At 32.4% G+C, this 24,443-nt stretch carries 23 protein-coding genes; 11 read left to right on the forward strand and 12 right to left on the reverse strand.

All coding sequences use genetic code 11. From position 1 onward, the window contains the following. Window positions 1-176 precede the first annotated feature (176 nt). On the reverse strand, window positions 177-1,523 hold the full coding sequence (locus tag ABEB18_RS00350; RefSeq protein ID WP_348797011.1) for a DEAD/DEAH box helicase: 1,347 nt from the start codon (window positions 1,521-1,523) through the stop codon (window positions 177-179). Between the two features lie 299 nt (window positions 1,524-1,822). Further along, window positions 1,823-2,425 carry an NUDIX hydrolase gene (locus tag ABEB18_RS00355; protein WP_348797012.1) on the reverse strand — a complete coding sequence of 201 codons (603 nt, stop codon included), beginning with the start codon at window positions 2,423-2,425 and terminating at the stop codon, window positions 1,823-1,825. A 7-nt stretch (window positions 2,426-2,432) separates the two neighbouring features. Between ABEB18_RS00355 and pyrE the strand changes: the two genes are divergently transcribed. Next, a complete protein-coding gene (gene pyrE / locus ABEB18_RS00360; protein WP_348797013.1) occupies window positions 2,433-3,074 on the forward strand; it encodes an orotate phosphoribosyltransferase in 642 nt (213 codons plus the stop codon). Window positions 3,075-3,107: 33 nt separating this feature from the next. After that, a complete protein-coding gene (locus ABEB18_RS00365; RefSeq protein ID WP_348797014.1) occupies window positions 3,108-3,500 on the forward strand; it encodes an SRPBCC family protein in 393 nt (130 codons plus the stop codon). A 60-nt stretch (window positions 3,501-3,560) separates the two neighbouring features. Here the strand turns inward: ABEB18_RS00365 and ABEB18_RS00370 are convergent, their stop codons facing one another. Beyond that, entirely contained in the window at window positions 3,561-4,289 is a 729-nt protein-coding gene (locus ABEB18_RS00370; RefSeq protein WP_348797015.1) for a biotin--[acetyl-CoA-carboxylase] ligase, read from the reverse strand. Between the two features lie 95 nt (window positions 4,290-4,384). Here ABEB18_RS00370 and rsfS point away from each other — a divergent pair, with 95 nt between their 5' ends. The 7 genes from rsfS to ABEB18_RS00405 all read left to right on the forward strand — a co-directional run bounded on the left by rsfS (window position 4,385) and on the right by ABEB18_RS00405 (window position 9,997). Continuing rightward, window positions 4,385-4,756 carry a ribosome silencing factor gene (gene rsfS, locus ABEB18_RS00375; RefSeq protein ID WP_348797016.1) on the forward strand — a complete coding sequence of 124 codons (372 nt, stop codon included), beginning with the start codon at window positions 4,385-4,387 and terminating at the stop codon, window positions 4,754-4,756. Between the two features lie 17 nt (window positions 4,757-4,773). Next, the gene (ftsH, locus tag ABEB18_RS00380; RefSeq protein ID WP_348797017.1) at window positions 4,774-6,699 is read left to right on the forward strand and encodes an ATP-dependent zinc metalloprotease FtsH; all 1,926 of its coding nucleotides are present in this window, start codon (window positions 4,774-4,776) and stop codon (window positions 6,697-6,699) included. A gap of 107 nt (window positions 6,700-6,806) precedes the next feature. Continuing rightward, window positions 6,807-7,409: a lactate utilization protein B/C gene (locus ABEB18_RS00385; RefSeq protein WP_348797018.1), complete on the forward strand. Its 603-nt coding sequence runs from the start codon at window positions 6,807-6,809 to the stop codon at window positions 7,407-7,409. A gap of 1 nt (window position 7,410) precedes the next feature. Next, the gene (locus ABEB18_RS00390) at window positions 7,411-8,301 is read left to right on the forward strand and encodes a phosphatidate cytidylyltransferase (protein ID WP_348797019.1); all 891 of its coding nucleotides are present in this window, start codon (window positions 7,411-7,413) and stop codon (window positions 8,299-8,301) included. Next, window positions 8,291-8,944, forward strand: coding sequence for a phosphatidylserine decarboxylase family protein (locus ABEB18_RS00395; RefSeq protein ID WP_348797020.1), 654 nt, complete (start codon window positions 8,291-8,293; stop codon window positions 8,942-8,944). Before ABEB18_RS00390 ends, ABEB18_RS00395 begins: the two co-directional genes overlap by 11 nt. Then, window positions 8,944-9,210 carry an acyl-CoA-binding protein gene (locus tag ABEB18_RS00400; RefSeq protein ID WP_348797021.1) on the forward strand — a complete coding sequence of 89 codons (267 nt, stop codon included), beginning with the start codon at window positions 8,944-8,946 and terminating at the stop codon, window positions 9,208-9,210. The genes ABEB18_RS00395 and ABEB18_RS00400 overlap by 1 nt, the downstream gene beginning before the upstream one ends. A 7-nt stretch (window positions 9,211-9,217) precedes the next feature. After that, complete coding sequence (locus tag ABEB18_RS00405; RefSeq protein ID WP_348797022.1) at window positions 9,218-9,997, forward strand: superoxide dismutase; 780 nt, start codon at window positions 9,218-9,220, stop codon at window positions 9,995-9,997. 86 nt (window positions 9,998-10,083) lie between these two features. Here the strand turns inward: ABEB18_RS00405 and mgrA are convergent, their stop codons facing one another. From mgrA to ABEB18_RS00430, 5 genes are all read right to left on the reverse strand, one after another. Next, window positions 10,084-11,079 (reverse strand): L-glyceraldehyde 3-phosphate reductase, encoded by a 996-nt coding sequence (mgrA, locus tag ABEB18_RS00410; protein ID WP_348797023.1) that lies wholly within the window; start codon window positions 11,077-11,079, stop codon window positions 10,084-10,086. A gap of 148 nt (window positions 11,080-11,227) precedes the next feature. Beyond that, the gene (locus tag ABEB18_RS00415; RefSeq protein ID WP_348797024.1) at window positions 11,228-12,544 is read right to left on the reverse strand and encodes an ammonium transporter; all 1,317 of its coding nucleotides are present in this window, start codon (window positions 12,542-12,544) and stop codon (window positions 11,228-11,230) included. A gap of 284 nt (window positions 12,545-12,828) precedes the next feature. Further along, window positions 12,829-13,869, reverse strand: a complete 1,041-nt coding sequence (locus ABEB18_RS00420; RefSeq protein ID WP_348797025.1) for an aminotransferase class I/II-fold pyridoxal phosphate-dependent enzyme — start codon at window positions 13,867-13,869, stop codon at window positions 12,829-12,831. Window positions 13,870-13,873: 4 nt separating this feature from the next. Beyond that, window positions 13,874-14,887, reverse strand: a complete 1,014-nt coding sequence (locus ABEB18_RS00425) for a dipeptide epimerase (RefSeq protein WP_348797026.1) — start codon at window positions 14,885-14,887, stop codon at window positions 13,874-13,876. A gap of 65 nt (window positions 14,888-14,952) precedes the next feature. Next, window positions 14,953-15,327, reverse strand: coding sequence for a PH domain-containing protein (locus ABEB18_RS00430; RefSeq protein WP_348797027.1), 375 nt, complete (start codon window positions 15,325-15,327; stop codon window positions 14,953-14,955). Between the two features lie 321 nt (window positions 15,328-15,648). Between ABEB18_RS00430 and ABEB18_RS00435 the strand changes: the two genes are divergently transcribed. Further along, window positions 15,649-16,629, forward strand: coding sequence for a Gfo/Idh/MocA family protein (locus tag ABEB18_RS00435; protein WP_348797028.1), 981 nt, complete (start codon window positions 15,649-15,651; stop codon window positions 16,627-16,629). A 70-nt stretch (window positions 16,630-16,699) separates the two neighbouring features. After that, window positions 16,700-18,235, forward strand: coding sequence for a YifB family Mg chelatase-like AAA ATPase (locus tag ABEB18_RS00440; protein ID WP_348797029.1), 1,536 nt, complete (start codon window positions 16,700-16,702; stop codon window positions 18,233-18,235). Window positions 18,236-18,237: 2 nt separating this feature from the next. Here the strand turns inward: ABEB18_RS00440 and ABEB18_RS00445 are convergent, their stop codons facing one another. The 4 genes from ABEB18_RS00445 to ABEB18_RS00460 are packed head-to-tail and all read right to left on the reverse strand — an operon-like array spanning window position 18,238 to window position 24,291. Beyond that, entirely contained in the window at window positions 18,238-18,903 is a 666-nt protein-coding gene (locus tag ABEB18_RS00445) for a murein L,D-transpeptidase catalytic domain-containing protein (RefSeq protein WP_348797030.1), read from the reverse strand. Continuing rightward, entirely contained in the window at window positions 18,896-19,477 is a 582-nt protein-coding gene (locus tag ABEB18_RS00450) for a YdeI/OmpD-associated family protein (RefSeq protein ID WP_348797031.1), read from the reverse strand. Before ABEB18_RS00450 ends, ABEB18_RS00445 begins: the two co-directional genes overlap by 8 nt. A 15-nt stretch (window positions 19,478-19,492) precedes the next feature. Further along, window positions 19,493-20,353 (reverse strand): KPN_02809 family neutral zinc metallopeptidase, encoded by an 861-nt coding sequence (ypfJ, locus tag ABEB18_RS00455; RefSeq protein ID WP_348797032.1) that lies wholly within the window; start codon window positions 20,351-20,353, stop codon window positions 19,493-19,495. Between the two features lie 56 nt (window positions 20,354-20,409). Beyond that, a complete protein-coding gene (locus ABEB18_RS00460) occupies window positions 20,410-24,291 on the reverse strand; it encodes a PAS domain S-box protein (protein ID WP_348797033.1) in 3,882 nt (1,293 codons plus the stop codon). Window positions 24,292-24,443 lie beyond the last annotated feature (152 nt).

The raw sequence follows: 24,443 nt of genomic DNA on the forward strand, positions 1-24,443 counted from the left end.
TTTATTTGGGGTTTAATGGTATAATCTAAATAGGTTAAGCATTTTAGGCAAACATAATAATAATTCTAAAGAACTTCTTTGTTAATTTGAATTTTTATTAACACTTAAGACCTTTTTTTTGTTTGTAAATTCAATACAATCTCGAAAAAGCTAATAGTTAAATACTTACAAAAAAATCATTCTTCTTTCTTTATTACCTTTCGGGCAATTTCTATTTTAAATTTTTTGCCTTTCATTTTTTCATCTTTGATATTTCGAAACAAATCTTTGACTTTGTTATATTTTACCGCTGCAAATGAGATGAAGTCTTTTACCTCAATTAATCCTAAGTCGCCTTTTTCAAGTTTTCCTTTTTGGGAAAAGAAACCAACGATGTCAATTTTGTTGAGTTTGTTTTTCTTTCCTCCACTAATATAAATGGTTTGAAATTCGGGTGGTTTAGGGAGGGTAGTGTAGTTTTTTACTTCTAAAACTGGCATTTTATAGTCTATATAATCGAGTTTTTTTTCGCTTTCATGGATAATTAGATAGACGGTACCAGATGTTTGCATACGAGCGGTTCTACCATTTCTGTGAGTAAATTCGTCTTCTTTTAATGGTAAATGATAGTGAATTACATGCTTCATTTCGGGGATATCGAGTCCGCGAGCGGCCAAATCGGTTGTAATCAAATAACTTACACTACCGTTTCGGAATTGTATTAAGGCACGTTCACGCTCTTCCTGATCCATGCCTCCGTGATAATAGACTGAATAAATCCCTTTTTCGTTTAAGGTATCACTAATGCGTTCTGCGGCATCACGATGATTACAAAATACAATAGCTGATTGTGAATTTAAGGAACAAATCAAACTGAACAAAGTGTTTAGTTTATCTTTAGAAGGTGAAACAACAAGCTTACTAATCAGATTGCTTTCCTGTTCATCATCTGTTGGGATAAAGTCTAATACTGTTGGGTTGACAACTCTAGTGTATTTAGGAATTTCGATGTCGGATGTTGCAGAGACCAATATGCGTTTGTTTAGTTTGGGTAGTCTGCCAATGATAAATGACATTTGCTCATGGAATCCTAGTTGTAGCGATTTGTCGAATTCATCTAAGATTAAAGTTTGAATTTTATCTAAACGAAAAGTACCGCGATCAATATGGTCGGCAATTCTTCCTGGAGTTCCAATTAAAATAGCTGGAGGATTACTCAAATTTTTAATTTCGGTTTCTATTGAATGTCCTCCATAACAAATATTGACTTTGTACTCTGTACCCATTTTTTTCCAAACTTGCTCAATTTGTAAACCTAACTCACGTGACGGTACCAAAATTAAACATTGTACCGATAGAATCTCGGGTTGTAACATTTCTAAAATTGGAAGCAAAAAAGCTAATGTTTTTCCTGATCCTGTTGGTGAAAGTAATAAAACATTATTGTCGTTGATGATCACATCTTGTGCGACTTCTTGCATTTCGTTTAAGTTTTTGATACCTAAATTCGAAAGTACATTTCTTGAGTAGTGATTTTTATTCATGAAGCAAAAGTAGGTAAAATTTGTTTCAAGTTTTCTCGTTTCAGGTTCAAGATAGTTAATATAGAAGTTTTGTTCTACATGATTTTTTTTATTGAAACTGCAATTTAATGATAAATGAAATATCAGCTTATCAATTTAGAATGTTTGGGATGTAATCTGTATTTTAGTTAGGTTTATAAATTAGTTAAAAAGCAGTAGTTCGATTGGATTCGATAGAGAGTTAATTGAATTACGTCAGATAAGAAACCCCAATAAACCATTGGGCTTGTTGGGGTTATTATTTTAAAAAAGAGATATTTTTAAATAACTTTATTTTCTTCTTCAAAAAGTAATTTTATATTTTCATAGGAGTTTTTTAAAGCTTCTTTAATTTGTTCAGGGTTTAACCAAGCTACTTTTTCGATTCCTTCTTCGGCTTGTCCTACTGGAATTCCTTCAAAATCGGTTTCCATCTCAAACCAATGGGTTATTTTTAATTTATACTTTCCATTACGTTTAAAAACATGATAAGTTTTTTGAAGTTTACTTATGATTTTTAGGCTACTTACTCCAGTTTCTTCTTCGACTTCACGAATGGCAGTATCTTCGATGTCTTCACCTTTATTAGTTCCACCTTTGGGTAAATCCCATTTTCCGTTTCTAAAAATGAACAAAACCTCACCTTTTTTATTGTAAACTAATCCGCCACCAGCTTTGTTTACTGGAATTTTGGCTTTTAAAGTTTTCATTATTAAACTTTCGTCTGGATGATATAGATAGGCTTTGTTAATTTTGTTTTGAAATATTTTTATAATAATTTGCTTAACATCAATACTGTCCAATAGGAAAAGTTGAAAATCTGTTTCCTTTGTGATTTGATTTGTTAAAAAAAGTGGTTTGTCGTTAACAAAAACTTTATACATTTGTACTATGATTTTTAATAAAGATACAGCCGAAAAAACAGCCGAATTGCTTTTGCAAATAAATGCAATTAAATTGAATCCAGGAAATCCTTTTACGTGGGCTTCTGGATGGAGATCGCCTATATATTGCGATAATCGTTTAATCCTCTCGTTTCCAGCGATAAGAAATTATGTTCGAGACGAATTTTCTAAAAACATCGAAAAACAATTTGGGAAACCAGATGTTATTGCAGGTGTGGCAACAGGAGCCATTGGTATTGGGATGCTCGTTGCAGAAAGTATGGGACTTCCTTTTGTATATGTTCGCCCAGAGCCCAAAAAGCATGGCCGTCAAAACCAAGTTGAAGGTTTCTTGCAAAAAGGGCAAAGTGTTGTAATTATAGAGGATTTAATTAGTACTGGAAACAGCAGTTTGCTTGCAGTTGATGGCTTGAAAGAAGCAGGAGCTGTGATAAAAGGAATGGCAGCCATATTTACATACGGATTTGATGTTGCTGACCAAAATTTCAAAAATGCAGGGATTGATTTGTTTACACTGAGTAATTATCCAAATTTATTGAATTTAGCAGTAGCAAAAAGTTATATCACCGAAAAGGAAGAACAAACGTTAAGAGAGTGGAATGTTAGTCCGTCAACTTGGGGAGTGTAATTTTAAAATATAAAATAGAGTAAAATAAAACATATGAATTTAGAAAGTCCAAAAGTTACTGTTCAAAAATCGTCACAAGAATTATTTGATTTGCTGAGTAATGTGAAAAATTTCGAAACATTAATGCCTGATAATATTGCTAAATTTGAAGTTATTGGAGAAGATGCTTTTATTTTTGGATTAAAAGGAATGCCTGAAATTAAATTAAAAATGAAAGAGAAAGTAGCTCCGAATAAAATTGTTTTAGGAGCTGCAAGTGATAAACTTCCATTTACTTTAGTTGCAAATATTGATACTCTTTCTGAGCAATCAAGTGCTGTGAAACTTGATTTTGAAGGGGAATTTAATCCAATGATGGCAATGATGGTAAAAGGACCAATAGGTAAATTTATCGAAACATTGGCCAATAATATGACCAAATTATAAAAAAAATATAACCTTAAAAATATCAAAGGCCTTTTAGTTTTTAACTAAAAGGCTTTTTATTTAATACAACATTTCTACTTCTTTAAGGTTGTATTCGCAAATACTGTCGTCTTCTAGCATGATTTGAAGTTTGCCATTTGCTGAAACTCCTTTTATAATTCCCATGAAATTGGTTTTGTTTTTATCTGCGAAAGCAGCCGGCGCCTCTATTTTGAATAAACTATCTTCATATTCAGACCAAAATAAATCCGATTTGGCTTTATAGTCGGATGTGATATTTTTTAGTTCAGAGAGAATTGCTAAAAGGATCTCTTCTTTATCAAAAAAAGTATCACAAATTAAACTTAAAGAAGAGGCTCTTGGTAAATTGGGAAAATGGGTTTGGTTGATATTTAATCCTATTCCAACAATAGAGCTAACGATGTTTTTTCCTTTTAGGGTGTTTTCTATTAATATGCCACCTATTTTTTTGTTGGCTGACATAATGTCGTTTGGCCATTTTATACTTAAATCTGGAATATTATAATTTTTTAAAACACGAATAACAGCTAATGAAACTGCCACATTGAGATTGAAGACGGCTTCGTTGTGTAATAAAAAATCTTTTATTAAAATACTTGTTATTAGGTTTTTACCTATTTCAGACTTCCATTTGGAGCCCATTTGTCCTTTGCCTTTTAATTGATTTTCGGCTGTTACAACAGTAAAATTTTGTAGTTCCTGTTTGTTAGATAATCCTTTTAGGAAATCATTTGTAGAATCTATGGCATCGAGTTTGATTAGCTTCATCTATATTGTTTTGCAAAAACATAATTTAATATTATGTTAAGGTTCAAAATTAATCACAAAAAATGGTAACTTTACAAATTCATATAAAAAAATAAATGGCGAAAAAGACTATAAATAATGATGTTCTGTTGGCGAACATTATCAAAGGAATAGAAGAAGTAAAAGGGAGTGATATTGATATTTTAGATTTAAGAGAAATAGACACTGCAGTTTGTGACTATTTTGTAATTTGCAATGGAAATTCAAATACTCAAGTGAATGCTATTGTTAACTCAATTCAAAAAACTGTATCAAAAGATTTAAAAGATAAACCTTGGCACGTTGAAGGATCTGATGTAGCCGAATGGGTTTTGATGGACTATATTCATGTAGTGGTACATGTATTTCAAAAGCACATTCGCGAATATTACAACATAGAAAGCCTTTGGGGTGATGCTAAAATCACCAAAATCGAAAACAAATACTAAAGAAACAATCTTCTATAATGGCTAAAGATAATAATCCAAATTCAAATAAATTTAAGGTAAGTCCTTGGTTAGTTTATACTGCAATATTATTGATTTTTTTGGCAATAAGTTTTGCAACTGGTGGTTCTAATTTTCAAGAGCCAGCTCAATTAACATCTTCAAAATTTAACTCTTATTTAGAAAAAGGACAAATCGAAAGAGTTAATGTTTATAACAAAAGCGAAGCCGAAGTTTTTTTAAATCAGAAAGCATTAAGTGATCCTGAACATAAAAAAGTTGCAAAAGATATATTAGATAGACCTAATAAAGGGCCGCACTATTCTTTTGATATTGGTAACGACGAAATCTTTCAAACCAAATTAGAGAAAGCTGTTACCGAAGGAAAATTAAAAGATTTTAATTTTTTGCCTAAAAGTAATTGGACAGATATTTTAGTGAGCTTGTTGCCAATAATAATTCTTATTGGGGTATGGGTTTTTATTATGAGAAAAATGTCAGGTGGTCCAGGAGGTGGAGGTGGACAGATTTTCAATATCGGAAAATCAAAAGCAAAACTATTTGATGAGAAGACAGATATTAAAACAACATTTAAAGATGTGGCTGGTTTAGAAGGGGCTAAAGAAGAAATACAAGAAATAGTTGAATTTCTTAAAAACCCTGAAAAATATACAAATCTTGGGGGTAAAATCCCTAAAGGAGCATTGCTTGTAGGCCCTCCTGGAACTGGAAAAACTTTACTTGCTAAAGCTGTTGCAGGCGAAGCACAGGTACCGTTCTTTTCATTGTCAGGTTCTGATTTTGTTGAAATGTTTGTAGGGGTAGGGGCATCACGTGTTCGTGACCTTTTTAAACAAGCAAAAGAAAAATCTCCAGCAATTATTTTTATTGATGAAATTGATGCTGTAGGACGTGCAAGAGGTAAAAGCAATATGTCTGGAGGTAATGACGAAAGAGAAAACACTTTAAATCAATTGCTAACAGAAATGGACGGTTTTGGTACCAATTCTAATGTAATTGTTTTGGCGGCAACTAATAGAGCAGATGTTTTGGATAAAGCATTAATGCGTGCAGGTCGTTTTGATAGACAAATATTTGTTGATTTACCGGATATTAGAGAAAGAGCCGAAATTTTTCAAGTTCATTTAGGTCCTATTAAAAAAGTTGAAGGGCTTGATTTAGACTTCTTAGCTAAACAAACTCCAGGTTTTTCAGGTGCAGATATCGCTAATGTTTGTAACGAAGCAGCTTTGATTGCGGCTAGAAACAACAAAACAGCAGTTGATAAACAAGATTTCTTAGATGCTGTGGATAGAATTATTGGTGGTCTTGAAAAGAAAAACAAAATTATTACGCCAGAAGAAAAACGTGCTATTGCTATTCACGAAGCTGGGCACGCTACAGTAAGCTGGATGTTAGAACACGCTGCTCCACTTATAAAAGTTACTATTGTACCACGCGGACAAAGTTTAGGGGCTGCTTGGTATCTTCCTGAGGAAAGACAAATTGTTAGGCCAGATCAAATGTTAGACGAAATGTGTGCTACTATGGGAGGTAGAGCTGCTGAGAAAGTGACTTTTGATAGGATTTCTACTGGAGCATTAAGTGATTTAGAAAAAGTAACTCGTCAAGCTCGTGCAATGGTTACGATTTACGGATTGAATGATAAAATTGGTAATGTTACTTATTATGATTCAACTGGACAAAATGAGTATAGTTTTTCGAAACCGTATTCTGATGAAACTGCCAAAATAATTGACACTGAAATTTCTCAATTGATCGAAGGGCAGTATCAAAGAGCAATTGAGATCTTGCAAGATAACAAAGATAAATTGAATCAGTTGGCTGATATTCTAATTGAGAAAGAGGTAATCTTCAAAGATGATTTAGAAGCTATTTTTGGAAAGAGAACTTTTGATAAGAACTTAGGTGAAGTAGTTTCGTAATTTAAAAAATTAACAAATATTTAAAATCTTAATTTAAAACCCTGTTTTGAATTAAGATTTTTTTATCTTTGAACGTTTTCAAGTCACACAAACGATTTTAACAAATTATGAATCTTTTTAAAAAATTATTTGGTTCTAATACTTCTTCATCTGATGAAGGAAAAGAGGATAATTCTACAAAGCCAAATGCTGAAATTAATTATCCTTTAGATGAACAATTTATTTATAATTTTAAAAAAAATGGCGGTAAGTTTTTGTACTGCGAAAATATAAACGAAGTAAAAGAACAATTTGAAAACATATTAGAAGAAAATGATTGGTTCGAGACTGAAGCACTGTGTTACGAACCACAATTGTTTTTTTTATTAGATGAAAACAAACTTACTTACGGGCAAAATTTGAACCCTAAATTTTTATTGTCTAGTTGTGAAAATTTGGTTGCTGAAGAAGGTTCTATTTTGTTTTCATCGAATCAAATCAAGCAAAAAAAACCAAACGATTTGCCTACTAATATTGTGATTTTGGCTAAGACAAGCCAAATTCTAGAAGGGAAGAGTGATGGTTTGAGTGCTATCCGAAGAAAATATTTGACAGAATACCCAACCAATATTACTACAATAAAATATTTTGAGAAAGCCAAAGAGGAAGATTTTACACAGTACGGAAGTTCTGCTAAGAATTTATATTTATTGCTTTTAGAAGATTTATAAAATGAATGAAACACTCAAGAGATCAATTTCAGGTGCTGTTTATATAATTCTACTACTGACTTCGATACTTTATTCTACCGAAACTTTTTTTATTTTATTTGGTGTTTTTTTGATAATTACAATTTATGAGTTTAGTAATTTAGTCAAAATCAATAATGTTTTTCCTATTGTTTCTGGGGTTTTAGTATATACTGCTGTAATCTTAGTTAGTCATTATAATAAACAAACAACTGATTTCTTTAATAAAACCTTTGACTCAGAAATTGATTTAAATATCAATGTACAGCAGTTGTTTCTTATCTTGTTGGCAGTGACAATTGTTGTGTCGGTTAAATGTATTTTGTTTTTGTTCTATGACACTATTCAGGAAATAAGTACTTCTTCAAAATATTTATATCTTTTAGGTTATGTAACCTTGCCTTTTATTTTTATTACTGAAATTTCATTTGGGATTAATGATTATAATCCTAAAATTATCGTTGGATTGTTTATATTAATCTGGACAAATGATACCTTTGCCTATTTGGTTGGAAAATCTATAGGGAAAAACAAATTGTTTGAAAGAATTTCACCTAAAAAGACTATTGAAGGATTTCTTGGAGGGGTATTTTTTGCAATTTTGGCAGGTTTTTTAATATCAAAATTCTATATACAGCCTAAACCTGAGTTTAGTGAAAAGTCAATAATTATTTGGGTTTCAATAGCTTTGATAGCTAGTATTATGGGGACGATTGGTGATTTAATAGAATCAAAGTTTAAACGTCTTGCTGGGGTAAAAGACAGTGGAGCCATAATGCCTGGTCACGGAGGTATATTAGATCGATTAGATAGTGTTATATTTGTAGCACCAATAATATTTTTATTTTATCAAATTTTAAATTATGTTTCATAAAGAAGGAACTCAAAGTATTTTATTAGGTACAGCTTTTACAGCTATCGTTTTTTTAGTAGCCGATAATTTAATTCATACTAATTGGATTAGAATGACTATTGAAATTGTAACTTTATTATTGTTGATTATTATTTTGCAATTTTTTAGAAATCCTAAAAGAACTGTAGAAATTAATCCAAACCATATTATCGCCCCAGTTGATGGTAAAGTTGTGGTTATTGAAGAGGTGTTTGAGAGTGAATATTTTAAAGATAAAAGAATTCAGGTTTCAATATTTATGTCTCCAATAAATGTTCATGTTACTCGATATGCTATTAGTGGTTTGGTGAAATTTAGTAAATATCATCCAGGTAAGTTCTTAGTTGCTTGGCATCCGAAAGCTAGTGAAGAAAATGAAAGAACAACTATTGTGGTAGAAAATGAAACTTTTGGTGCTATTTTGTATCGTCAAATTGCTGGTGCATTAGCAAAGAGAATCGTTAATTATGCAAAAGAAGGAATGCAAGTTGTACAAGGTACAGATGCTGGATTTATTAAATTTGGTTCGAGAGTAGATATATTTTTACCGTTAGGGACACCAGTTAATGTTGAATTAAATCAAAAAGCAATAGGGGGGAAAACGATAATTGCAATAAAATCTTAATGATTGAAAATGATTTAGATAAAAGATTTCAAGAAGCTGTTGAAATTGCTTCTTTAATGACACAAGCATCTTTGCCACAAGATGTTCAGTTGCGTCTTTATGCATTTTATAAGCAGGCAACATTCGATCGGACCAAGTTTGTAATCACTGATAATTCTGATTTAAGAAATGCATTTAAAACAAATGCTTGGATTCAAATAAGTCATCTGACTTCGGATGAGGCAAAACAAAACTATATCGAATTAATTCATTCCTTAATAAAGTAATGTTTGTATGAAAAAATATTCTTTTTTAGCGGTTAATTTAATCTCTATTTCGGTTTTAATTTCTTGCAATGAAAAAAAAATGACTGAAGTAGTCGAAATCCCATTACCAACAGTAGAGCAAAAAGTAAAAATAGGAGATCCTAATGATGTGAAAGCAAATGATGGTTCTTTTCAAATGGAAAAATTGCCTTTTCCGTACGATGCTTTAGCTCCAGAAATTTCTGCTTTGACAATGGAGTCTCATTATGGAAAGCATTATTTGTACTATACAAATTCTTTGAACAAAGCCGTTTTGGGTACCCAATATGAAAATATGACAATTGAAGAGGTTTTGAAAACTTTAGATATTGCTGATCCAGTGATTCGTAATAATGCGGGAGGTTATTATAATCATAGTTTGTATTTTAAAAATTTATCTCCAAATGCAGGAGGTGAACCAAAAGACACATTGGCTTCGAGTATCAATAAAGCTTTCGGATCTTTTTCAGATTTTAAAACTAAATTCAAAGAAACTGCATCAAAACAGTTCGGTTCAGGTTGGGTTTGGCTTGTGGTTGATAAAACGGGAGTTCTTCAATTAACAACGACAAAAGATCAAGACAATCCATTGATGACTTATGCACCAGTAGTGGGGTTTCATGGAACTCCAATTTTAGGAATGGATCTTTGGGAACATGCTTATTTTTTAGATCATCAATACAAAAGAAAAAATTATATAGATGCTTTTTTTAATATTGTAAACTGGGAAAAAGTTAACGAGAATTATAAAGAAACTTTTAGGAAATAGTTTTTTTAAGTTTTAAAACAAAAAAAAAGTTGTTCAAGAACATTTTCTAGAACAACTTTTTTTTAGGTTGACAATTGTTGTGTAGCTTACTTATGTGTTAGAATAGTATTAATGGTTTCTAATTCGGCTTGTGTAAAAGTTGTATTTTCTAAGGCTTTAATAGAATCTATTATTTGTTCAGGTTTACTTGAGCCTATTAGTACCGATGTGATTCTTTCATCTCTTAGAAGCCATGCCAAAGCCATTTGAGCTAGTTTTTGTCCTCTTTCTTTGGCTATGTTGTTTAAAGCGCTAATTTTTTCAATTTTGTCGGGAGTAATATGATCTGCTTTTAAAAATTGTCCGCTTGTGGCAACACGGGAATCTGAAGGTATTCCATTAAGGTATTTGTCGGTTAATAAGCCTTGTGCTAATGGCGAAAAAGGAATGCAACCTACTTGTTCTTTTTTTAGCAGATCTAATAATCCATCCTCAACCCATCTTTCAAACATTGAATATTTTGGTTGATGAATTAGACAAGGTGTTCCCATTTCTTTTAAAAGCGCAATAGCTTTTTCGGCCTCAGTAGGGCGATAATTGGAAATTCCTACATACAATGCTTTTCCTTGTTGTACGATTAAGTTTAAAGCCGCCATAGTTTCTTCTAGTGGAGTTTCGGGATCGGGTCTGTGGTGGTAAAAAATATCCACATACTCTAAGTTCATTCTTTTTAAACTTTGATCTAAACTGGAAACCAAATATTTCTTAGATCCCCAATCGCCATAAGGGCTATCCCACATTGTATAACCAGCTTTAGACGAAATTATCATCTCGTCTCTGTAATCTTTAAAATCTGATTTTAAAATTATACCAAAACATTTTTCTGCCGAACCAGGAGGCGGGCCGTAATTATTAGCTAAATCAAAATGGGTAATACCGTTGTCAAAAGCTGTTTTGATTAGATTTTTACTGTTTTCAAAATCACTATTGTCTCCAAAATTGTGCCAGAGGCCTAAAGAAAGTGCTGATAGTTTGAGTCCAGAATTTCCGCATCTGCGGTATTCCATATTATCGTATCGGTTTGTTGCGGGTTGATATGTCATTATGCTGTCAATGTTATTGTAATAGTTTACGAAGATATTTTATTGTTTTTAAAAGCGAAAGATTTATAGGTTTTGTTTTGAATTTAAACCAAAAAAAATCACTCTGATGAAGACACCTGAGTGATTTTTTTAAATTTGATTTATTTTTTTACAAATATTCTCCGTGTTGGGATATGTCTAAACCTAAAGCTTCTTTTTCTTCAGAAACTCTTAACGGTGTTATTTTGTTTACGATATAGAATAAAAAGTAAGACGTTACAAATGCAAAAATAGAAACTCCTACAAGAGCAATCATTTGATGTGTGAACAATGTTGTTTCGCCAAAAGCCAGTCCTTGATCTACAACAGCAGGGTTGATTTCTTTTGATGCAAAAACTCCTGTCAAAATCATTCCGACCATTCCTCCAACTCCATGACAAGCAAATACATCTAAAGCATCATCAATGTTGCTTTTGTGGAATTTGCTTACCATAATATTACTAATAACGCTACCGATGATTCCCATAGTGATAGCATGAGGCATGCTTACAAAACCAGCTGCTGGTGTAATGGTTACCAAACCTACAATTGCTCCAATACAAGCACCCATAGCGGATAGTTTGTGTCCCATAATCTTATCTAAAAATACCCAAGTCATAGAAGCTACTGCTGCAGCAACAGTTGTGGTTCCGAGTGCTTGTGTGGCAAGACCGTTGGCTCCCATTGCAGAACCTGCATTGAATCCAAACCATCCAAACCAAAGTAAACCTGTACCTAACAATACGTAAGTAATACGTGCAGGAGTTGGTTTAGGAGATTTTCTTTTTCCTAAAAAGATTGCTCCTGCTAATGCAGCCCAACCAGAACTCATGTGTACAACAGTTCCTCCAGCAAAATCTAGTACTCCATAATTAAATAATAATCCGTCAGGATGCCAAGTCATGTGTGCTAATGGAGCATAAACAATAAGTATGAATAAAACCATAAATAACAGATAAGCCCAAAAACGGATACGCTCTGCAAAAGCACCTGTTACAATCGCTGGTGTAATGATGGCAAATTTTGCCTGAAATAAAGCAAAAAGTAAAAAAGGTATTGTTGGGGCTAATTCCCACGCTGTACCAGTGCCAACACCTTGAAAAAAGAGATAAGGAATAGGATTTCCTATTATACCTCCGATTGAAGAACCAAATGACAATCCAAAAGCAATTAGAACCCAAAGAACTGTAACAATAATCATAGCCATATAACTTTGAAGCATGGTGCTAATTACATTTTTTTTACCAACCATTCCCCCGTAAAAAAAGCCTAAGCCTGGAGTCATTAGTAATACAAATGCCGATGCAACAATCATCCAAGCAGTGTCGCCAGTATCAAATTTTGAAATTTCGGAAGGATTTGTGGTGTGACCTGTTAAAAAGTAATTAGAGAAATAGGATAATACCAAAATGGTGATAAGTATCACGCTTAAAACTATTTTTCGCATTTTGTTTTGTTTATTTTTTTTTGCAAAAATATAAAATCATTTTAATCTCCTGCTTAGATTGGGTATTGTCTGTGAATTTTTATCGTTTTTTTATTTTGACCCTATAAAAAATAGGGTAGAGTGTGAAAAAATGATATAAAATTGATAATAATATAATCAGTTGCTTTTTTCGATACTGTATTTTGCCATTTATTTGTAGAAATTGTAATCTTATTCTTTTATTTACATTCTATTTGTTTCTAAAAGTATCATTTTAAATAAAATATATCATTATTGTTAAAAAATTATAATGATTGTTTTGTGAATTGGTTAAGCTGTTCAATCATTCTGTCTAAGTCTTCTAGTGTATGATGGGCACTAATCACAATTCGGCTTAATTTACCCGAAGCGGTTGGGTAGGGGAATGAAGTTGGAATTATATCATGCTCTAAAAGCAGTTGGAGTAGTTTTGCATTGTCAAAATAGATTACAGGGTAGTTTTTGTCAAATGTTAGTTCTTTATTGGGTAACAAATATTTGTTAACATGTGTTACATTATTTTTTAATAATTGTCTCTGGGAATGATAAGTGTTTTGTGCATTTACAAAAGTTTCTAAAAAGGAAGGATTCATTCCTGAGGCTCCAACGAAATTTTGTTGTTTCTTTATTTGATTTATAAAATCTGCATCACCAGCTATGACACCGCCTGTAAGACCTAGTGCTTTTCCAAGTGAGGCTATGGTAATTTTGTATGCAATATTTGTAAAATTATATTGATTTAGAATTCCGTATCCATTTTTTCCTAAAATTCCAATACTATGAGATTCATCAAGTAATAAAGTTATTTTTGTAGAATTTGGAATTTCATTCAAAATACTTAAATCAATTGGGGTGACCTGTAGAGAGGGTATAGCATCGGCTACAACACCTATTTTTTTCTGCTTTTTATCTAAGAGTAAAGGATTTAGTTTTCCTTCTAGAAGCAATGGTAAAGAAAGAGGATGTAGTAAGGCAGGATGAGTATTAGGAAAATGAAACAGTAAATCTGTACTGTTTTGTAACAGTTCTAATGCTAGTTTTCCAGCAAGCATACCAGAAGAAACCGTAATTGATGCTTCAGTTCCAATTTGATTGGCTAATAAATCTTCGGCAGTTTTGTAAATTTCTAATTGAATATTGGCTGAACGTGAACTTCCATAACTCGTTCCCCATTTTTGAATACTCTTTAGCAGAATAGATTGAAATTCTGGTAAAGTGGTAACCCCTAAATAATTGGTTCCTCCAAAATACAGATATTCTTTTCCGTCTTTACAAAAAACTCTATTAGGAATCTCGCTTAGCTGCATTAATTTAGTTTTTTAAAGTAGCTCCAATTCCATTGGAATCTGCATAATGAATAATTCCATCTGTAATGGTTACACCTGTGGCAATATCTTCGGATAACAACAAAGCACCATCCATATCTACATAATCCAATTCGGGTAATAAGTGAGCAATCGCAGAAATACCAACTGTAGATTCTGTCATACAGCCTACCATAGTTTTCATTCCAAGTTGTCTTGCTTCGGCAATCATTCTTCGGGCAGGAGTAAGTCCACCACATTTTACCAATTTGACATTTATTCCATGAAAATGATTATGACATTTGGCAACATCCTCCTCGATAATACAACTTTCATCAGCAACAATTGGCAAAACCGAATGTTTGAAAACTTCTTTGTGTGCCGCCCATTGATCTGCTTTTATTGGTTGTTCTAAGAATTCTACCCCCAATTTTTTCAAAACAATAGCATTGTTTATGGTTTCGGTAACAGTCCAGCCGCAATTGGCATCTATTCTAAAGCGAGCATCAGTATGCTTACGCAATTCGGTAACAATAGCAATATCGTCTTTGGTTCCGAGTTTGATTTTATAAATAGGCCAAGGCATTTCTTTAAGCTTCATGACCATTTTATCAATTTTATCAATCCCAATAGTGTAATCCGTTTTTGGATTGTGTAAAGGCGAGTTGCCCCAAAGTTCATATAGTTTCTTTCCTTTTTTCTTGGCATACAAATCATTATAAGCCATATCAAGCGCACATAGGGCAAACATATCATTTTTTAAGTATGCATATGCACTATTCCAAAATTCTTCTGGTGTTTCGTCATTATGAGATTCAATAAATGGAATAATAGCTTCCAGATTGGCTCTCATAGTGTCAACAGTAATATTGTAATACGGATTCGAAGTTGCCTCTCCAAAACCAGAATGCCCATCACTTTGTAGCTCAACAATCAAGGTAGGTTGTACATCGTGTGATTCCCTCGAAATCGTGAAAGTATGTTTTAATTGCAGTTTAAAAGTTCGGATGATTATTTTCATAAATTGTCAAGGAGAGGGTTAATATTGAATTGCTAATTAACTACCATTTCAAGTAGTTTTTAAATTTACAAAATGTGTTTACTCAAAATTTGATAGACTTCATTGATGTTATTGCCTCCTTTGCCAAATTGTTTAGAAATTGGAATATCTTCACCACTAAGCCAAATCTTCAATTCGGCATCCATATCTAGAATTCCAGCACTCTCTTTCGAAAACTTTTTAATTGAAGAATAAGGAATCGAAAGGTAATCTACCTTGCTGCCAACCAATTGTTTTTCAACCAAAATCAATCTCTTGTTAGTAAAAACAAACATATCTTTTATCATTTTAAATCCTCTTTCGATTACTTCTCCCTCAATCAACAAAGGTTCAAATTCCTTTCCAAGATTTTCATTCGTCACTTCCGATGCGTTGCCTAGAATGGCGTTAAATAGTCCCATGATATATTTTTTAAATTCGTATTCAAATGTAAAGAATTAACTGGCTTTCAAATCATATTTTGTCAAAATTCATTTGGGTGTAACCCCATCCCAATAAAAGGGCAAATTTACTATGTCGTTATACGCCCTTTTATCGGGATGCGGTCGGGCTATTCGCGTTACTTCGGTAACTTGCTGCTATCCCTTACACAACCCCACTATCACCTTAACGGAGTTTATTTAGCATTCAGTACTAACGAATTTTAAATTTTTGCAAAAAAATAGTATTACATTTGAAAGTAATCATGTGTTTGTGAACTAATAAAAATTAAGATAGAGTAAATGGAAAATAGAAAAATAAAATGGGGAATAGTAGGTTTGGGAAATATAGCACAACAATTTGCTAATGAATTAATGCTTACCAATACAGCCGAAATTTGTGCCGTAGCTTCCAGAAGTTTAAGCAAAGCACAGGAATTCGCTAATCAATTTCAATGCCCAAATGCTTACGGTTCGTATGATGAAATTTTTCTAGATCCCAATGTCGAAATTTTATACATTGCAACACCCCATGATTCTCATGCCGAACTCAGTATAAAAGCCATGCAAAACGGTAAGAACGTTTTATGCGAAAAACCATTAGCCTTGCATTATACCGATGTTGAGCAAATGATTACCACTGCCAAAAAGCACAATGTGTTTTTTATGGAAGCCTTTTGGACACGTTTTAATCCGTCGGTTAGAGAAGCGTTGGAGCATGTACAAAACGGAAAAATAGGAGCAATACAATATATCAACGCTGATTTTGCCATTAAATTCGAAAATCCAGATAATACCCGAATGACCGATATAAAACTAGGTGGAGGTGCCTTGATGGATATTGGTGTTTATCCGTTGTTTTTGGCCTATTTGTTTTTGGGTAAACCCAAAGAAATTATCGCAAAATCTAATTTTTATGCAACAGGAGCCGATACGCAAACCTCTGTAATATTGCATTATGATAATGCTCAAGCCGTATTACATTCTAGTTTTTTATACACTTCGAATATGGATGCTACGATTTGTGGTTCAAAAGGAAGAATTGTTCTGCAACCCTCTCCACTTTGGTTTATGACCGAATCCTATAGCTTGATTCAAGGCGAAGATAAAACACTGTTTGAGAAACCAACATTAGGAAAAGGCTACACGTATGAAATAATGGAATGTTGCGATTGTTTATTGAATAATAAGAAAGAAAGTGAACTTTGGTCGCATCAAAATAGTTTAGATTTAGCATCAATCATTGAAGCAATAAAAAACCAAATTGGTTTGATTTATCTTTAATAAGTAAGAATTTAATTAATTTTATTTTGAGTACTGTAAAATAGTTTTTACATTTAGAAAAACTATTTATATGCTAATCAAAGTTTACGGAAGTGCCGTTTTTGGTGTAGAAGCCACGACAATTACAATTGAAGTTAATATTGACAAAGGAATAGGGTATCATTTGGTCGGATTACCCGATAATGCAATCAAAGAAAGTAGTTATAGGATTGCTGCGGCACTCAAAAATAATGGCTACGAATTGCCTGGTAAAAAAATCATTATCAATATGGCACCTGCAGATTTGCGTAAAGAAGGTTCTGCTTATGATTTGACTTTAGCAATCGGGATATTAGTTGCTTCCTCACAAATAAAAACCGAAATCTACGAACAATATATCATAATGGGTGAGTTGTCTCTAGATGGGAGTTTACAGCCCATTCGAGGCGCTTTGCCAATCGCTATAAAAGCCAAAGAAGAAGGTTTTAAAGGTTTCTTTTTGCCATTAGAAAACGCAAATGAGGCTGCCATTGTTTCTGGACTTGATGTTTATGGTGTTTCGAATGTAAAGGAAGTGATTGACTTTCTGGAAGGTAAAGGAACTTTGGCTCCGACAATTGTAGATACTAGAGCTGAGTTTTATAAAACATTAGATTTTCCCGAATTTGATTTTAGTGATGTTCGGGGTCAGGAAAGCATCAAACGTTGTATGGAAATAGCTGCTGCTGGTGGTCATAACATCATTTTGATTGGTCCTCCAGGTGCAGGAAAAACAATGTTAGCCAAAAGATTACCAAGTATTTTGCCACCAATGACTTTGCGAGAAGCTCTAGAGACAACCAAAATTCACAGCGTAGCAGGAAAGTTAAAAGAAGTTGGATTAATGAATCAAAGACCTTTTCGTAGTCCTCATCATACAATTTCTAATGTAGCTTTGGTAGGAGGAGGGAGTTACCCTCAACCAGGTGAAATTTCAATGGCTCACAATGGAGTACTATTTTTGGATGAATTACCTGAATTTAAAAGAGATGTACTCGAAGTAATGCGTCAACCATTAGAAGATCGGGAGGTGACAATTTCCAGAGCCAAATTTACCGTCACGTATCCTTCATCTTTTATGTTAGTAGCGAGTATGAACCCAAGTCCAAGTGGTTTTTTTAATGATCCAGATGCGCCTCAAACTTCATCTCCCCACGAAATGCAACGGTATATGAGCAAAATTTCAGGGCCTTTGCTGGATCGAATTGATATTCATATCGAAGTGACACCTGTACCGTTTGAGAAATTATCCGATGATCGTAAAGCCGAAAGTAGTGTTGATATTCGTAAACGGGTAACATTGGCACGTGAAATTCAATCCAAACGATTTGAAGAAATGGAACACGTGCATTATAACGCACAAATGAATACTAAGCATATTCGAGAATATTGCGCCCTTGACGAGGAATCTAAGCAATTATTAAAAACGGCAATGGAAAGACTTAATCTCTCGGCTCGTGCTTATGATCGAATTTTGAAAGTCGCTCGAACCATAGCCGATTTAGATTCGGCTCCTCAGGTTGTTTCAAGTCATATTGCCGAAGCCATTCAGTACAGAAGTTTAGATAGAGAAGGTTGGCTGGGGTAAATTTATTTAACAATCCACAGCAATACATTTTTGTTAGATTTGATTAGTATTTCATCTAGGGTATGCATAGTCGAATTTGAGACAGCAGGACATCCCCAGCCTTCTGGCGTGCCAATAGGATAGGTTTCTTCGTCAGCAACTTCTTCCCAGGAATGGAGTACGATTTGCCGTTGTAGTGCATTAAAGTTGGTTTTGTCTTTTCCGTGTAAAAGATAATTGACATGAATACCCCAATTGCTGTAACCTCTTTTCCCAATTATATATTTTCCTACTGAAGAAGCATGAGAACCGTCTATATTGCTGGTTTTGGCATTTTCCTTTGATAAATCACTTCCCCAAGGATTGTCTGCACAACCATGACTCACTAAAAAGGAATTAATAATGGTATCTTTTTTAAAATCCCAAATATAAAATCTCTTTAGTCCAGAATGTCTTTTTAAATCAATCAGAAAATAGTATTCTGTGTTTAATTTTTTTGTAAAACAATACTCGGATGCAATTTTTGATGTTTCTTTTAAAAAAGGAAATCTTGATTCGGTTGTCTCTCTTTTAATTTCCTTTTGAACAGTTTTTTTTGAATTCTTTTTTGTGTCACGATTGCAAGCTGTGATGATTAGAATAGTAAAAAGAAAGATGAATTTTAGGCTTTTCATAAATAATTTAATCATCAATTCCTTTTATGGCCAGAATATGGTCGTAGTATTTTTCTATTCTTGCTATTCGGGTTTTGGATTGTTTGGCTTGGTTGAAAAAGTGCAAATATCCTTTTTGTCTTCCAGGAGTGAGAGAATAAAAGGCTTTGCTTAATGTTATATTTTCGTCTAATGCTTTTTGAAATTCTTCGGGAACCAGATAATCGTTGACTTTTTTCATTTCAACTTTTTTTCCTGATTTTTCAATTTCAATTGCTTTATTGATATATTCTTTAATAATCGCTTTTAAGTCGATAATTTGTTCAATTTTGGTAAAACGAATTTGTCTAGCCGATTGTACATTTTCGGTTTGCTGAATCAAGATGTTTTCAGGATCATTGAGTAAGGCACCTTTATGAAACAACAAGGCACAGTATTCTTTGAAACCGTGAATAAGTACAATATTTTTTCCATTGTATGTATAGCAGGGATGCATCCATTTGTATTCTTCTTTTAGAAATTCATTTTTACTAATGATTTCTCTAAGCAGGTTAAATTCGTCCTGCCATTTTTGTTTTTTTTCGAAGAAAGATTGTACTTGAGAGTTCATCAGTTGATTTAAATTTTAATTCATTTCCGAAAAAGTATTTCCTTGTCTAATATCGCCACTCTCAAAACCACGATTAAACCAATACATTCTTTGTTCAGAAGTTCCATGAGTAAAGGAATCAGGTACAACTTGACCTTGCATTTTTTTCTGAATGGCATCATCACCAACTGCATTTGCAGCACTCAAGGCCTCTTCGATGTCACCAGGTTCTAGCATTTGGTTTTGTTTTTCGTTGTAGTGTGTCCAAAGACCGGCATAAAAATCGGCTTGTAACTCTAAGGAGACTGAAAGTTTGTTGCCTTCGACTTCGCTTCTGCTTTGTTGTAATTGATGTACTTTGGTCGAAGTTCCTAATAAGGTTTGGATATGGTGGCCAAACTCGTGAGCCATTACATAGGCTATTGCAAAATCTCCTCCTTCGGCTCCAAATTTGGTTCTAAGTTCATCAAAAAAGGTCATATCCATATAAATTGTTCTATCACCTGGACAATAAAAGGGGCCTGAAGCAGAACTTGCCCCGCCACAAGCTGTTTGAACTTGACCACTAAAAAGAACAAGTTTTGGTGCTTCAAAAGTTAGATTGTTTTCCTGGAATATTTTTGTCCAAACATCTTCGTTATCGGCTAACAGTGTTTTTACAAATTCGCCTTCTTTTACTTCCTCTGGAGTTAATGCTCTTGATTCTGTTTGAGTAGTTTGTTGATTATCGAATTGCTCTAATACAGGTGTAATCATTTGAGCATTTTCTCCACCAAACGTATTTAATAGTAAAATAATAATTCCAATTATTCCGCCTCCAATAATGGTTTTGCCTCCACCAGACATCCCTCTTCGGTCATCTACATTATCGCTTTGTCTTCTTCCAATCCATTTCATAGTTTTAAATATTATAGGTTGTTAATATTGATAGGTGTTGGTTATAAATGAAATATTTATGAAATAATATTTTTGGGTTTTAACCATTTTATCAAAATATCTTCAAGCGTTTTCTTTACAATGGGTTTTGGGACATAATCATTCATACCCACTTCTAAACATTTTTCACGTTCTCCCATTATGGTTCCAGCAGTAAGAGCAATTATAATGGTTTCTTCTAACTGTTTTATGTTTCTAATTTGTTTGGTAGCTTCGTATCCATTAACTAGCGGCATTTGGATATCCATAAAAATAATATCAGGATTGATTTGCTCTACTTGTTCCAAAGCTTTTTCACCATCAATTGCTTCAAATAGTATAGACTTTGGAATAATTTGTTTAACCAATGTTTTGGTCAAAAGCATATTGATTTTGTTATCCTCTACTATTAATATTTTGGGTTCCTCTTTCTCAAATTCTAATATACGATTTTCTTGAATTATTTGTAGATTTTCTACTAATTTATCGTATTTAGTTTTATTGCTGTTTTTTAATTTAAGATCAAAGTAAAAAGTACTTCCAATATTAAATTGACTTTCAATTTGCAATTTGCTATTCATAAGACTTAACAGCTGATTCGAGATTGTAAGTCCTAATCCAGTACCGCCAAATTTTTTGGTGGTCGAACTGTCTTCTTGTGAAAAAGCTTGGAATATAATTTTTTGATTACTTTTTCGGATTCCAATTCCTGTATCTTTTACCGAAAATCTCAAGCTTTTTTTGTTTTTAAATTCTTCTAAAACAGAAATTGTAAGTTCGATTTTACCTACATGAGTAAACTTGATTGCATTTGTCAATAAATTGATAAGAACTTGTTTGAGACGGATATAATCTACCCAAATATATTTGGGAACGTCTTGATCAATAATGTAGTTTATTTCTAAGTTTTTGGAATGAGCTTGATAATTTACTAGCTCTTTTATTTGCTGAATAATTTCAGTTATAGAATGTTTTTCGATATTGAGTTCTAATTTGCCAGATTCAATTTTTGAAAAATCGAGAATATCATTTACAACTTCTAATAATATATTAGCCGATTGATTAATGGTATTCATATATTGCTTTTGGGTTGTTTCAAGCTGTGAATTCATTAATAAATCTGTATAACCAATAATTCCATTCAAAGGAGTTCTGATTTCATGGCTCATATTGGCAAGAAATTCTGATTTTGCACGGTTTGCAGCTTCGGCAAATTCTTTTTCCTTGACAATAGATTCATTCTTTTTCTTTTCGGTAATGTCAATTAAGATACCTTCCATGAAGGCAATTTTACCGTTTTTCATTATAGAATCTCCAAATTCTTCGACCCAAATTATTGCACCATTTTTATGGATCATTCTATAAACAACGTGTAATGGTTTTTTCTTTTGTAATGCAATTTTGTTTTTTAGTAAAACATATTCTAAATCTTCTGGATAGATTAAGTCGATTAGGAATATTTTGTGGTCTAAGAAGTCTAATTTTTGATATCCAGTTAGTTTTTCAATTTCATCATTAAGATAAATTTTGGAGTATTTTTCATCATAATTAGATAGATAAACTGTTCCTGGAATATTATTCGCTAATAAACGGAATCGTTCTTCGCTTTCTTCAATAATCGATTCATTTATGTTGCGTTCAATTGAAGTAGAAATATTTTTCACTAATAATTGTAAAATTGAAATCTCGTCTGGATTCCAAATTCGCTCCGAGGTTGAGTTGTCAAATGCAAAAAAACCATCAAATTTATTTTTTATAAAAACAGGGAGAAATAATAAGGATTCTGGATTTAGTTTACTTAACCCTAATTTTACGGTTTCGTTTTGAATGTTTTTTATGATGGTTTCTAAGAAATGTAGCGGAGTAAGGTTTTCTAATTTATTTTCAAATTCAGCAAAGCTAATATTTTGCAAAATGGGATAAACCTCAGTAAAATCTTGTAATTTATTAGACCACATACATTTTTGGCTAAAAAAGTTACTGTCAGGGTCTCTCTTAAAGAAAGAAATATGCTCGGAGTTGGTTACTTTTCCTAACTCATTAATTATTCCTCTAATTAGTTTTTCTGTACTTTTTTCTATTAAAAATTGGTTCGTATTTTTATTAATAGCTAATAGTAGTTCGCTTTTGTAAGCTAATTTGCGTTCTATTTCTAAACGCATTTGTGAGGTTAATGCAATTACAATTAAATCGGAGATAGATTTTGCAAAATTGATGTCTTCATTGTCCCAATTTTTAATTTTATGGATTGATTCAAAAGTGAGAAGGCCTTCCAATTCACCATCAATAAATATGGGAGTATCTAGTGTAGAAAATATATTATGGGTGTAAATATAATTATCGTTGGTTTTGTTGTTTGTAGAATGAGATCGAATATCTGATAGAACAACTTGAAGCTTGTTTTCTATTCTGTCAAAGTAGCTTGAATTTTCATTTTTGTAAAATATTATTTCATTATTCAACAAATTGGTTTTGTCTTGGTATAGTTTTTTGCAAATAATTTTATCAGTATCATATTTCCAATAACCAGCTCTGTCAACACCAAGTGTTACCGATGTGATTTGTAAAATTGTAGTGATGGTTTGGTCAAAATCATCATTGTTAGAATGGTTTAAAACCGCAATATCTTTTAGGGTTTTACTGTATTTTTCGATTTTGTTTTGTCTAAAGGTATTTTCATTTTCAATATCTTTAAGATGTGTAATATCACGGGCAATTCCAGAATAACCTTCGATTTCGCCAAAACTATTTCTTCGTACAAAAACGTTTTGAGAAACCCACATTTCTTCTCCATTTTTTTTGATTATTGGAAACTCAAGCGTGGTAAAGTTTTCTTCAATATCAAGAATGTTTTGATAAAAACTGATGGTATTGGTTATATAATCGGCTCTGATTAATGTAGAAAAATCTTTGTTAAGTAGTTCTTCTTTTGAATATCCTAGAGATTTTATGGCATAATCATTTACAAATGTAAACTGCCCGCTTGAATCGGCTTCAAAAATGATATCGACTGCGGTTTGAATTAAGGTTTCATATTGTTTTCGAATATTTATCTCATTGGTAATGTCTTGGCCAATTCCAATTATTGAGTTCTCAGAAAACTTTTTATCTATCCATTGTATGAATTTATATTCGCCGTTTTTGCATTTTAATTTCCGAATATATAAACGATTGTCGATAAAGTTGTCATGATAGCTTATCCCAATGAATTCTGGATCTTCTGTAAGCTCCCAAAATCCATATCCCATTACTTCATCGGGAGTATATCCTAAAATGGAGCTTATTGTTTCACTACAAAAAATAACTTCTCCATGTTTATTGGTAGCGATTGTGAGCGAATTTCCTTTGTTGACAATCTCATTTGCAAAATGGATTTTTTCTTTAATCTTATGAATTGTGATATGGCGGATGTGGTTTATTATAAATACTAAAACAGAAAAGTTGATTAAAATTAATGCTTTGGCAATAGGAACTAATTCTAATAACAATATTGAAACTAAAAAGATGAAAACACATCCACAGAAAATCCAATATTTTTTTATTGGCTTTATGATGATGTAAGAAAAGAATAATGCTAAAAGAAAGGAAATAGGAGGGATAGCATCATGCGTTAGAAAAATGATGTTATACGCAGTTATACTTACATAAATACAAAATAGAAATATAAATATAGATTGAATTCTGTTGTAAAAATATTTCGATTTTTCGCTAATTAAGAACGATAAAAGCAGAATAAATCCAATGGTGAAGTTGTAAAATAAAAAACTTTTGGGTCTAACATTGAATAACTCATAAATAATTTCAATTAACGGAAGCGATAGCCCTATGTACAATAAATACAGTTGGTATTCTCTTTTGTCTAATTCGTTTGTTGGCAGATTATCAATGCTATTTAGAATTGTTTTTATTTTTTTATTCAATAGAAATATTGCAAGTAGCAATACAAATAACAATAGTATTAGTAAGCTTTTTTTAGGGATTCCGACATTGAGTAAATTCTTCGAAAAAAATAAAGGCAAATCAATATAAACTGAACTTATAAAAGAAAAGTCTAAGTTGAAAAGCGATATAA

Source organism: Flavobacterium adhaerens (genome assembly GCF_040045115.1).
In the GTDB taxonomy this organism is placed as follows: Bacteria; Bacteroidota; Bacteroidia; order Flavobacteriales; family Flavobacteriaceae; genus Flavobacterium; species Flavobacterium adhaerens.

Bases quoted from the DNA above. Each gene is read 5' to 3' on its own strand.
- ABEB18_RS00350 (WP_348797011.1), bottom strand. From the start codon at position 1,523: ATGAATAAAAATCACTACTCAAGAAATGTACTTTCGAATTTAGGTATC.
- ABEB18_RS00355 (WP_348797012.1), bottom strand. From the start codon at position 2,425: ATGTATAAAGTTTTTGTTAACGACAAACCACTTTTTTTAACAAATCAA.
- pyrE (WP_348797013.1), top strand. From the start codon at position 2,433: ATGATTTTTAATAAAGATACAGCCGAAAAAACAGCCGAATTGCTTTTG.
- ABEB18_RS00365 (WP_348797014.1), top strand. From the start codon at position 3,108: ATGAATTTAGAAAGTCCAAAAGTTACTGTTCAAAAATCGTCACAAGAA.
- ABEB18_RS00370 (WP_348797015.1), bottom strand. From the start codon at position 4,289: ATGAAGCTAATCAAACTCGATGCCATAGATTCTACAAATGATTTCCTA.
- rsfS (WP_348797016.1), top strand. From the start codon at position 4,385: ATGGCGAAAAAGACTATAAATAATGATGTTCTGTTGGCGAACATTATC.
- ftsH (WP_348797017.1), top strand. From the start codon at position 4,774: ATGGCTAAAGATAATAATCCAAATTCAAATAAATTTAAGGTAAGTCCT.
- ABEB18_RS00385 (WP_348797018.1), top strand. From the start codon at position 6,807: ATGAATCTTTTTAAAAAATTATTTGGTTCTAATACTTCTTCATCTGAT.
- ABEB18_RS00390 (WP_348797019.1), top strand. From the start codon at position 7,411: ATGAATGAAACACTCAAGAGATCAATTTCAGGTGCTGTTTATATAATT.
- ABEB18_RS00395 (WP_348797020.1), top strand. From the start codon at position 8,291: ATGTTTCATAAAGAAGGAACTCAAAGTATTTTATTAGGTACAGCTTTT.
- ABEB18_RS00400 (WP_348797021.1), top strand. From the start codon at position 8,944: ATGATTGAAAATGATTTAGATAAAAGATTTCAAGAAGCTGTTGAAATT.
- ABEB18_RS00405 (WP_348797022.1), top strand. From the start codon at position 9,218: ATGAAAAAATATTCTTTTTTAGCGGTTAATTTAATCTCTATTTCGGTT.
- mgrA (WP_348797023.1), bottom strand. From the start codon at position 11,079: ATGACATATCAACCCGCAACAAACCGATACGATAATATGGAATACCGC.
- ABEB18_RS00415 (WP_348797024.1), bottom strand. From the start codon at position 12,544: ATGCGAAAAATAGTTTTAAGCGTGATACTTATCACCATTTTGGTATTA.
- ABEB18_RS00420 (WP_348797025.1), bottom strand. From the start codon at position 13,869: ATGCAGCTAAGCGAGATTCCTAATAGAGTTTTTTGTAAAGACGGAAAA.
- ABEB18_RS00425 (WP_348797026.1), bottom strand. From the start codon at position 14,887: ATGAAAATAATCATCCGAACTTTTAAACTGCAATTAAAACATACTTTC.
- ABEB18_RS00430 (WP_348797027.1), bottom strand. From the start codon at position 15,327: ATGGGACTATTTAACGCCATTCTAGGCAACGCATCGGAAGTGACGAAT.
- ABEB18_RS00435 (WP_348797028.1), top strand. From the start codon at position 15,649: ATGGAAAATAGAAAAATAAAATGGGGAATAGTAGGTTTGGGAAATATA.
- ABEB18_RS00440 (WP_348797029.1), top strand. From the start codon at position 16,700: ATGCTAATCAAAGTTTACGGAAGTGCCGTTTTTGGTGTAGAAGCCACG.
- ABEB18_RS00445 (WP_348797030.1), bottom strand. From the start codon at position 18,903: ATGATTAAATTATTTATGAAAAGCCTAAAATTCATCTTTCTTTTTACT.
- ABEB18_RS00450 (WP_348797031.1), bottom strand. From the start codon at position 19,477: ATGAACTCTCAAGTACAATCTTTCTTCGAAAAAAAACAAAAATGGCAG.
- ypfJ (WP_348797032.1), bottom strand. From the start codon at position 20,353: ATGAAATGGATTGGAAGAAGACAAAGCGATAATGTAGATGACCGAAGA.